The sequence below is a fragment of the Pseudomonas sp. V88_4 genome (assembly GCF_029967985.1).
Taxonomy (GTDB): domain Bacteria; phylum Pseudomonadota; class Gammaproteobacteria; order Pseudomonadales; family Pseudomonadaceae; genus Aquipseudomonas; species Aquipseudomonas glycinae.
Genome location: NZ_JASCAF010000035.1, coordinates 85,286 through 95,290 on the forward strand (window position 1 = coordinate 85,286; position 10,005 = coordinate 95,290).

Genomic DNA, 10,005 nt, shown 5'->3' on the forward strand with positions numbered 1-10,005 from the left:
CTCACACCCCCGACAGTTGCAGTGGCAGTTCCCGCAGGCGTTGCCCGGTCAGGGCGAACACCGCGTTGGCCACCGCCGGCGCCGTGGGCGGCACACCGGCCTCGCCGATGCCGCCGGGTTTCTCGCTGCTGGGCACGATGTGCACCTCGACCAGCGGCATTTCATTGAGCCGCAACACCTGATAGTCGTGATAGTTGGACTGCACGACATGGCCGTCCGTGAGGGTCAGTTTGCTGTGCAACGCCATGCCCAGGCCAAAGGTGATGCACGACTCCATCTGCGCCGCGATGCTTTGCGGGTTCACCGCAACTCCGCAGTCCACCGCGCACACCACGCGATGCACGCGGATCGCCAGATTGTCCTGGGACACCTCCGCCACCTGCGCCACGTAACTGCCGAACGATTCGTGCACCGCAACACCCAGCGCATGGCCGTCCGGCAGCGGCGCTTTCCAGTTGGCCTTCTCCACCGCCAGGTTCAACACGCCGAGATGCCGAGCGTGATCCTTGAGCAGCGTTCGTCGGTACTCCACCGGGTCCTTGCCCGCCGCCGTGGCCATTTCATCGATCAGCGACTCCATGACAAACGCGCTGTGGCTATGGCCCACCGAACGCAACCACAGCACATTGATCCCGGTGGTCGGCGAGTGCAGATCGACCTGATGATGGGCCAGGCCCTTGATATACGGGCTGTCCGAAACGCCCTCGACCGAGGTCTGGTCGACGCCGTTCTTGACCATGGTTTTCTCGAGCATGGTGCCGGCCATGATCGACTGCCCGACCAGCACATGCTGCCAGGCCAGCGGCAGGCCGTCGGGGCCGAGGCCGATCTTCGCCTGATGCAGGAACATCGAGCGGTAGTAACCGCCGCGAATATCGTCTTCACGCGACCACACGGTTTTCACCGGCATCGCGGCAGCCTTGGCCACTTGCACCGCTTCGGCGACAAAATCCGAGGTCGGGTTGGCCCGCCGGCCGAAACCGCCGCCAAGGAATTCGGTGTGAATCTCGACCTGCTCCGGTTTGAGCCCGGTGATCTTGCCGGCGACCATCTGATCCAGGGTCTGGAACTGGGTGCCGGTCCAGATCTCGCACTTGTCGGCGCTGATCTTCACCGTGCAGTTGAGCGGTTCCATCGGCGCGTGGGCCAGGTACGGCACGCTGTATTCAACATCGATTTTCTTCACTGCCTTGCCGAAGTTGCCCTTGGCATCGCCGGCCTGCGCCGCCGAAGTGCCCGGGGTGGCCGCCAGTTTGCGGAAACTCGCCAACAGCTTTTCACTGCTCAAATCAGCGTTCGGCCCCAGGTCCCAATCGACCTTCAGCGCATCGCGACCGAGTTTCGCCGCCCAGTAATGCTCGGCGACCACCGCGACACCGGTCGGCACCTGCACCACTTTGTGCACGCCGGGAATCGCCAGGGCTTCTGCACCTTCGAAGGATTTCACCGTGGCGCCGAACGCCGGCGCCCGCGCGACCATGGCGGTCATCAGTCCGTCGAACTGCACGTCCATGCCGAATTTGGCGCGGCCGGTGATTTTTTCCGGGGTGTCGAGGCGTTTGGTGGGTTTGCCGATGACTTTCCAGTCCTTGGCTTCCTTGAAGGTAATCGACTTCGGATCCGGTACCGGCAGTTGCCCGGCGGCGTCCGCCAGTTCGCCGTAGGTGGCGCGGTTGTCACCGGCAATGACTACGCCGGATTCGGTGCGAATCGTCGAGGGCGCCACGTTGAAACGCTTGGCCGCCGCTTCGATCAGCATCTGCCGCGCCGTGGCGCCGGCGAGCCGGTAGCGGTCGAACTCCATCCAGGTTGAAGTGGAGCCGCCCGTAATCTGCATCCCGCCAAACGCCGGCATGCCGTAATCGGCGGCCGAAGCCGGTGAATGCTCGACGCGGATCTTCGACCAGTCGGCGTCCAGCTCTTCGGCGATCAACATGGTCAGGCCGGTCCAGATGCCCTGGCCCATCTCCGAATGGCCGAGCAGCACAGTGACGCTGTTATCTGCCGCGATGCGCAGGAACGCGTTCGGCGCAAACACCTTGCCTTCATTCTCGGCCGCCATGGCAAAGCGGTTGGCGCCGGGCACCACGAACGCCACCACCAGACCACCGCCCAGCACGGCGCTGCCCTTGAGAAATCCGCGACGGGATACAGGACTGTTCATCACTCACCTCCCCTCGCTCAGCCGATGTCGGCGGCGCGTTTGACCGCCGCGCGGATTCTTGGATACGTGCCGCAGCGGCAGATGTTGCCGGAGAGCGCCTGATCGATATCGCTGTCGGTGGGTTTGGGAATTTTCGCCAGCAACGCGGCGGCGGACATGATCTGCCCGGACTGGCAGTAGCCGCATTGCACCACGTCCAGTTCGGCCCAGGCCTGCTGCACCGGGTGCGAGCCGTCACTGGACAAACCTTCGATGGTGAGGATTTTCTGGCCATGGGCGACCGCCGTGGCCGGGGTGATACACGAGCGCAACGGCGCGCCATCGACGTGCACGGTGCAGGCACCGCACTGGGCCATGCCGCAACCAAATTTGGTACCGGTCAAGTGCGCGACATCGCGCAGGACCCAGAGCAACGGCATGTCCGCAGGGACATCGAGCTCCTGATCCTTGCCATTGATGTTCAAGGTCAGCATCGGGGACTTCCTCAGACTCACGGTGTTCTGAAGGGCGCTGCTACGGCCATCGTCGGCGGTGCGCGCCTCGGCTTATCCCTTTCAGCTAAGCGCATTTTGCCCCGACGACCAGCCGCCGCGACCACCGGTCATGCCGCACCGTTCGGGAAATCATCGACCAACGTGTCGACTTTGCTCCTACAGTTGATTGCGGTTGTCAGCGCAAGTCCTGCGATACACCTGACCCCGACTGCCCTCTACTCTTCACTGCGCCCGTCACCTTCACGATCCCGCACGTAGTGCCTGGCGAGGGGGAACGCAGGCAACCACGACTCTCGCCGCACCGTCCAGAGCTCATAGGTCGGCGTCAATTGATCGGGTGCATCCAGCGCCCCCAGACTCACCTCGATCTCATCACCACTGCGACCAAACACCGACGAGCCGCAGCGCGGACAGAAATGCCGCCCCGCATAGTCAAGGGTTTCCCCGCTGATCGTCACCGCGTCCGCGGGAAAGATCGCCGCCGAGGCAAACAGCGCGCCATGATGTTTGCGGCAATCAAGACAGTGGCAAACACCAACCCGGTAGGGCCGCCCTGACGCTTCGATGCGCACTTCGCCGCACAGACAACCTCCGGTCAATCGGTCCATGGGACACCTCGTCTGAAAATGGAATATCCGGTGAGTGAAAATAGCAGCCCACTGGGGGAACGCTTACAATCGTGGCCCATTAATACCATTCAGGCAGAACCGTTCTTTCATGGCGCTCGATCCCCTTACGATGCTCACCATTTCCACCGCCCTGGCCGCGGCGGCCGCCCTGTATCTGGCGGTCGAATGGCGCAGCATCCGCGAATCCTCCCTGCTGTTCTGGAGCGCCGGTTTCGCCACCATCACCGTCGGCTCGAGCCTGGCCCTGCTGCGCGCCAATGGTTATCCGCTGATCGGCATCTGGTTCGCCAACGGCCTGCTGGTGGTCGCGCACTGGCTGTTTCTGCTGGGGGTCGCGCGGTTTACCCAGCAGCGCTTGTCGCGGGCCTGGTACTTGATGTTCCTGCTCTGGCTGGCGTTGCTGCTGTTACCGGAAGATCCGTCGTGGTCGAAGATCATGCTGATGGCCAACTCGCTGCTGGTGGCCGCGTTGATGCTGCGGGCCAGCCTGTTACTGCGCCCGCACGGCAAATCGTTGAGCGTCGGTGCAGTGCAGTTGCGTTATGTGCTGCTGATCCACGGCGCGTTCTATTTCACCAAGGCGATCATCGCGGTGATTCCGGGCACGTTGATCGATCTGGCGTCGCTGCGCGGCGAGATCATTCAGATTTCCCTGGTTGAAGGCGCGATGGCGATCATGCTGATCGCGCTGTCGATGACGGGCACCGAGCGCTACCGCCGGGAAAAGCAGATTGCCGAACTGGCCGCCCGGGATCCGCTGACTGCGCTGTACAACCGCCGCGCCCTGGAAGTCCGTGCACAGCGCCTGCTCGACGAAGTCTCCAGCACCCGCCCCGGCGCGCTGCTGCTGATCGACATCGACAACTTCAAACTGGTCAACGACCTGTACGGCCATACCGCCGGCGACCGGTTACTCATCGCCCTCAGCGAAATGATCCGCGCAGTGCTGCCCAATGGCGCGCTGGCGGCACGGCTGGGCGGTGACGAATTCGTCATGCTGCTGGGCGATGCGTCCCACGCCCAGATCATGGATCTGGGCAGTGCGCTGCGCGAGCAGTTTCAGCAGATGACTTCCCAGACCTTTACCACCCCCGAAGCGGTCACCCTGAGCATCGGCGCCAAGGTGTTCGATCAGCCGCCGGCCAGCCTCGCAGCGTTGATCGAACAGGGTGACAGCGCGCTCTACGAATCCAAGCGCGGCGGTCGTAACCGGATTCAACTGGCCGACTACAGCTGACCTGTCCTTGCCTGCATCCCGTAACCTCGGAGTCCGTCATGTCCTCGCCTGAATCCACCCTGCTGCAGAGCTGGCACCACAACGCCCGGGCCTGGACCGAAGCTGTGCGCAGCGGCGCCATCGAAAGCCGTCGTCAGGTGACCGATCAGGCCATTCTGCTGGCGGTGATGGGGCGTCAGCCCGAGCGTGTGCTCGATTTGGGGTGCGGCGAAGGCTGGCTGTTGCGGGCGCTGGCCGAGCGAGGATTCGAGGCGGTCGGCGTGGACGGTGATGCGACGCTGGTCGAGGCCGCGCGAGTGGCCGGCTCATCGCCCGCGCATGTCGCCAGTTATGAGGATCTGGTTGAGGCGAAGGTCGATATCGGCCGTGATTACGACCTGATCTGCGCGAATTTTTCCTTGCTGCATCAGGACATCATCCCGCTGCTCGCGGCCATGAATGCCCTGCTCGTGCCGGGCGGTGCACTGGTGATCCAGACGCTGCATCCGTGGTCGGTGGCCGCCGGTGATTATCAGGATGGCTGGCGGGAAGAAACCTTCGATGGCTTTAAGGGCCAGTGGCAGCCGATGCCGTGGTATTTCCGCACCCTGTCCAGTTGGCTGAATGCGCTGGACATGGCCGGGCTTCAGTTGATCAGTCTGCGCGAGCCGCAACATCCGCAGAGCCCGGTGCCGCAGTCATTGCTGATGATTGCCGAGCGTCGCAGTTAAAGCGCTAGAGCCTCGGCTTGAGCAGGATCCCGGTGTAATGCCGCAAAAACAACGCAAACCCCGCACACCAGAGCACCACCGACAGCCCCAGTCCCAGACTGGAAAACGGCACCAGCAACACCCGGCAACCCGCCGCGAACAGCACCAGCGCAAAACCCAGCGCCATGCCTTTCGAGGGCTGCAACAACCGGCCGGTGTGCCCAAGGCTGACCCGCGCGATCATCGCCAGAATCAACCCGCCCACCCCGCCGACCGCCAACGCGTGGGTCGCCAGGCTTTGCTGACCGATCCAGCCCAGATGCCACAGCGCCATGGCCCAGGTTGCCAATGCCATCCAGGCGTAAGCCAGATACAGCGACCAGAGCAACGGCATCCGCCAGATTCCGCGATCATGCCAGCGGATCAGCCGCATCAACTGCAAACTGCCGGTCAGCACGAACAGCCCCGCCAGCCACCACTGTGGCGAATCATTGAGGCCTGCCGCAAAAGTGACAGCGGTCAGCAGGCTGCCGATCAGCAGCAAGCGGGTTGGCAGTGGATTGGCGGTCGGCGCCGGTGGACGGTTCAAGCCGCGCTGGATAAAGAACGGAATCACCCGCCCGCCAATCACGGTCATCAGCGCCGCAATCAGCCACAAAGCGCCCAGCACGCCTTGGCGCTGCAAACCGGCGTCATCGTTGAACACGCCAATCAAGGTCAGCGCCTGACAACCCGCCATCAGCGCGAGCACCAGCACAATCGGGTAGTTGTCGGGTTTACGCGCGGCGACCAGATCCCGCGCCAGCATCACCGCCAGCAGCGGCAGAAACCCCCATTGCAGCGCAAGAATCAGCCAGGTCGGCAACGGCAGCCACCACGCCAATCGACCGACCACCCAGACCGACACCAACGCAATCAACGCCCCGCCGCCCACGCCGGGAATCCCGGTCCAGTTGGGCACCGCAGTCAACAGGAATCCGGCAACAATCGCCGCCGCGAAGCCGAAGGGCATTTCATGCCGATGCCAGGCCAACATGCCGCCCGCCGGTTGCAGATCGAACCAGTGGCCGTAAAGCCACAGGCCCCAGATCAGAATCGCCAGCGCGGCGAATCCGGCACCGGCCAGAAACAGCGGCCGAAAACCCAGGCTGAACAGCGGTGCCGCAGCGAGTCTGCGCATCTCAGGCCACCGCCAGTGCGGGTGACTGGCCCAACCGATACTGCGACAGCAGGCGCATCACATAGCCAATCTTGATCAGCGTCGGGCCGACGATGGTCATGGCATGCATCCCCACCAGCAACGCAATCGGCATGTGGCCCTGATACAGATAAGCGCCGTAAATCCCGGCCAGCAACATGACCAGACCGGCGACGAGCACTTTGCTCGACAGGTGCAGAACGTTCAGCGGATTCTCGAAGAAAGTGAACATGTTTCGTACTCCTGAGCGGATCAGTTTGTACGTAAGGCAACTCAAATTGCGTGCCAGATTTGCAGCCCAGAAAAATCAGCCAGTTCCGAAGATGCGAGTCAATTTGACCTAGATGAGAAAGAGTCTTTTTGACACAGAGCAAGGTCAATACGACTACAGGCCACATTCACAACAACCAACCACTCGACCCATGACACCGCCAGCTGACCACAGACTGACTACGCTGTTATCCAGCGTGTCCAACCTGCCGAGGATGACTGCCATGCAACGCTTTCAAAAGCTGACTCCGTGCCTGTGGTTCGACGATCAGGCGGAAGCTGCGGCGAAATTCTACTGCTCGATCTTCGACCACTCGAAAATCACCGCCCTCACCCACTACAGCAAGGTCGGCCAGGAATTTCACGGTCGCCCGGAAGGCTCGGTGATGACTGTCAGTTTCGAACTCGACGGCCACACCTTCACCGGGCTCAATGGCGGGCCGGTGTTCAAGTTCAATGAGGCGATCTCGTTTCAGGTCAATTGCCAGAACCAGGAAGAAGTCGACCATTTCTGGGGCAACCTCAGCGCCGGCGGGCCGGTGCAAGCGCAACAATGCGGCTGGCTCAAGGACCAGTTCGGCGTTTCGTGGCAGATCGTGCCGGTGGCGTTCATGCACATGATGACCGACCCCGACCAGACCAAAGTCCAACGGGCGATGCAGGCCATGTTCGGGATGAAAAAACTCGACATCGCCGAACTGGAGCGAGCCTTCGCCGGCCAGAACTGAGCAGCTGGCCCAGTCAGCCGTCCATCAGGAACCGTCGTGACCTGTCAGATATGACAGGTGTTTTTGTTGTGAGGTTGTTCGACCATGGCTATTCCTCCAACTGACGGTATATCGCCATGAACACCCTCACTACAGTGGATTTCGAAGATCAGACCCCACAGGATTTTGCTCCTGGACAGACCCTCATCAGCAACGGGGTACGTTTTTACCTTTTGCCAGGCACTACAGTGCCAATGTCCATCATGCGATCAAGCGGTACACACGTTAACGGGCAAGTCTTGGTCGTTCGCCAAGGCACCGTGGACATCAACTTGAATCAGGCCACAAAAAGCTTCAGCTTTTGGTATACAAACGCAGGTAAAGGCCTGACTGTGCGCTTTCTGCAGGATGACTTGATAATCACCGAGATTCATGAACCCCCTCATGGTGGTGGCGAGAAAGAATTCAAACCTGCCATTGAGCGTACGTTTACAAGGGTTCAGATCGAAGTCCCCGGTGATAGTGTGCTAATCGACAAACTGGAGTTAGCGCAATAACCATGACTGGCCAACGGCAGTCAGCGCTCGCTAAACTCAAGCCCGACTACCGGAAACCACTACGATGAAGAGAGCTTCCGTCAAGCCCTCCGAACAAACCCCACGCTTCTGGCGCGACGACGCCCTGCCCTTCATCGAAGCGCGGGCCATCGCCGATGGGCGTGAGGTCTGCTATTCACGGCACTCCCACGCGCACTTTTCCATCGGCGCGATCACCGCCGGGCGCAGCACTTATGTGCATGAGCAATCCTCGTTCGAAGTGGCGGCCGGCACCGTGGTGCTGATGAATCCGGGAGACGTGCACGCGTGCAACCCGATCGATGATCAGCCGTGGTCGTATTTGATGTTGTACGTGGAAACGCCGTGGCTGACGGATCTGCAGCATCAGCTGGGGTTCAGTGCGGAGCTTGAATTTCGACGGTTTTCCGATACGCATTTGAATGATGCTCGCCTGTTTCGCGACTTGAATGCGTTGTACACCGTGCTGGTCGACGATCAGCAAGACGTGCTGCGCAAACAGAGCGCCGCCGTGGAGTTTTTCAGCGAGCTGCAACTGCGTCTGAACCCCATCGAACAACCCATCCGCGAACCGAATTTCAAACTCGAACGTGCCGCCGACTTCATCCGCCAGCACTGCACCGACCTGCTCGGCCTCGACGACATCTGCGCCGCTGCCGAGCTATCTCCGTCGTACCTTATCCGCGCCTTCAAACAGCACTTCGGCATGACGCCCCATGCGTTTTTGGTCAATCAGCGAATTCAGTTTGCCCGCGAGCGTTTACGGCGCGGGCAGTTGATTGCGGATGTGGCGCTGGAGGCCGGGTTTGCCGATCAGGCGCATTTTCAGCGGGCGTTCAAGCAGCATCTGGCGGCTACGCCGGGGCAGTATCGGGGTTAAAAGCAAAACGGCCCGCAGGGCTGCGAGCCGTTAGGGCAACCTCAAAAATATCAGCGTATCCAGTTAATCACGAAGTCCGGGCCGTCCGGTAACGGGGCGTTGTTTATGCCGGAATAGGTAGCCACACGAACGCGTTCGGTTTTGGGCGCGTTATTGTATGCCTCGGCATGCGGCGGATTGCCCAAGGGTCCACTACCGCTGCGCTGTCCATCCCTAAACACCGCGTAATGCGTATGAGCAGAGGGAACATCGGTCAAGAAAAATCTGACGCCCCACTCGGAAGATATGCTAACGCTAGCCCCGGATTGAATAATTCGGCCGTTTGGAATACTGGTATTAGTCCTTGCCTGGAGAATTCTGGCACCAGTGGTGACACTCAACGCCCATGCTTGCGAAACCGGCAACGCGCCATACAGCGCCTTGACCGTATAACTGCGCGCCCCCAACGCCGCATCCACGTGGGGATACGAATAGTCGCCGGCAGGGCTGACCCGAATCGTAGCGACCACCGCCCCGCCTTTAAGCACCTGTAGCTGTTGACCCGCACTCGCCTTACCGCTTATCACCAGCGTGGTCACCATGGTCGTTCCTGCGTTTGGAACAAGCGCACCGATGGCGGTGTTTTCGTTCACCTTGTCGATGGTCGGCACAACGACGGCCACGACGGTCAAGGTATGAGGAATGGAGTACACAGGTTTGCCCGGGTGATACAGCGACTGAATGTAGAACCGATGAGCACCCGGCGCGGCCGTGACGGTTTTCGAATAGTCGCCCTTCGCATCAGCCGTCACCTTGCCCAATGACTTCGCACTCGCACCGCTGCCATCCCACAACTCACCCTGCTGGCCAAGGCTCAGCTTGCCGCTGATCACCAACGTGGGCGCGATGGTCGATCCTCCGATCGCAACGGCCGCACCGGTGGCGGTGTTTTCGTTCACCTTGTCGATGGTCGGCACAACGACGGCCACGACGGTCAAGGTATGAGGAATGGAGTACACAGGTTTGCCCGGGTGATACAGCGACTGAATGTAGAACCGATGAGCACCCGGCGCGGCCGTGACGGTTTTCGAATAGTCGCCCTTCGCATCAGCCGCCACCTTGCCCAACGACTTCGCACTCGCACCGCTGCCATCCCACAACTCACCCTGCTGGCCAAGGCTCA

The 10,005-nt window shown here is 61.2% G+C and carries 10 protein-coding genes and 1 pseudogene; 5 read left to right on the plus strand and 6 right to left on the minus strand.

Annotated features, from left to right (window positions below; genetic code table 11):
- Position 1: 1 nt before the first annotated feature.
- The 3 genes from QLG12_RS13725 to QLG12_RS13735 all read right to left on the minus strand — a co-directional run bounded on the left by QLG12_RS13725 (position 2) and on the right by QLG12_RS13735 (position 3,266).
- Entirely contained in the window at positions 2–2,164 is a 2,163-nt protein-coding gene (locus QLG12_RS13725; protein WP_282474705.1) for a xanthine dehydrogenase family protein molybdopterin-binding subunit, read from the minus strand.
- 17 nt (positions 2,165–2,181) lie between these two features.
- Positions 2,182–2,637: a (2Fe-2S)-binding protein gene (locus QLG12_RS13730; protein WP_007956954.1), complete on the minus strand. Its 456-nt coding sequence runs from the start codon at positions 2,635–2,637 to the stop codon at positions 2,182–2,184.
- Between the two features lie 236 nt (positions 2,638–2,873).
- Positions 2,874–3,266, minus strand: coding sequence for a GFA family protein (locus QLG12_RS13735; RefSeq protein ID WP_282474706.1), 393 nt, complete (start codon positions 3,264–3,266; stop codon positions 2,874–2,876).
- A 109-nt stretch (positions 3,267–3,375) separates the two neighbouring features.
- On the opposite strand from QLG12_RS13735, the gene QLG12_RS13740 reads away from it, so the two are divergent.
- Positions 3,376–4,524, plus strand: a complete 1,149-nt coding sequence (locus QLG12_RS13740; protein ID WP_282474707.1) for a GGDEF domain-containing protein — start codon at positions 3,376–3,378, stop codon at positions 4,522–4,524.
- A gap of 38 nt (positions 4,525–4,562) precedes the next feature.
- A complete protein-coding gene (locus tag QLG12_RS13745; protein ID WP_282474708.1) occupies positions 4,563–5,234 on the plus strand; it encodes a class I SAM-dependent methyltransferase in 672 nt (223 codons plus the stop codon).
- A gap of 4 nt (positions 5,235–5,238) precedes the next feature.
- Here the strand turns inward: QLG12_RS13745 and QLG12_RS13750 are convergent, their stop codons facing one another.
- Both QLG12_RS13750 and QLG12_RS13755 read right to left on the minus strand, forming a co-directional pair.
- On the minus strand, positions 5,239–6,393 hold the full coding sequence (locus tag QLG12_RS13750) for an NnrS family protein (protein WP_282474709.1): 1,155 nt from the start codon (positions 6,391–6,393) through the stop codon (positions 5,239–5,241).
- A gap of 1 nt (position 6,394) precedes the next feature.
- Complete coding sequence (locus QLG12_RS13755; protein WP_064382301.1) at positions 6,395–6,643, minus strand: hypothetical protein; 249 nt, start codon at positions 6,641–6,643, stop codon at positions 6,395–6,397.
- A gap of 262 nt (positions 6,644–6,905) precedes the next feature.
- On the opposite strand from QLG12_RS13755, the gene QLG12_RS13760 reads away from it, so the two are divergent.
- From QLG12_RS13760 to QLG12_RS13770, 3 genes are all read left to right on the plus strand, one after another.
- Positions 6,906–7,409, plus strand: a complete 504-nt coding sequence (locus tag QLG12_RS13760) for a VOC family protein (RefSeq protein WP_282474710.1) — start codon at positions 6,906–6,908, stop codon at positions 7,407–7,409.
- A 116-nt stretch (positions 7,410–7,525) separates the two neighbouring features.
- Positions 7,526–7,945 (plus strand): hypothetical protein, encoded by a 420-nt coding sequence (locus QLG12_RS13765; protein ID WP_282474711.1) that lies wholly within the window; start codon positions 7,526–7,528, stop codon positions 7,943–7,945.
- 64 nt (positions 7,946–8,009) lie between these two features.
- A complete protein-coding gene (locus QLG12_RS13770) occupies positions 8,010–8,843 on the plus strand; it encodes an AraC family transcriptional regulator (protein ID WP_282474712.1) in 834 nt (277 codons plus the stop codon).
- A gap of 50 nt (positions 8,844–8,893) precedes the next feature.
- Here QLG12_RS13770 and QLG12_RS13775 read toward each other — a convergent pair.
- Positions 8,894–10,005 (minus strand): annotated as a pseudogene (locus QLG12_RS13775) (hypothetical protein); the annotation flags it as partial.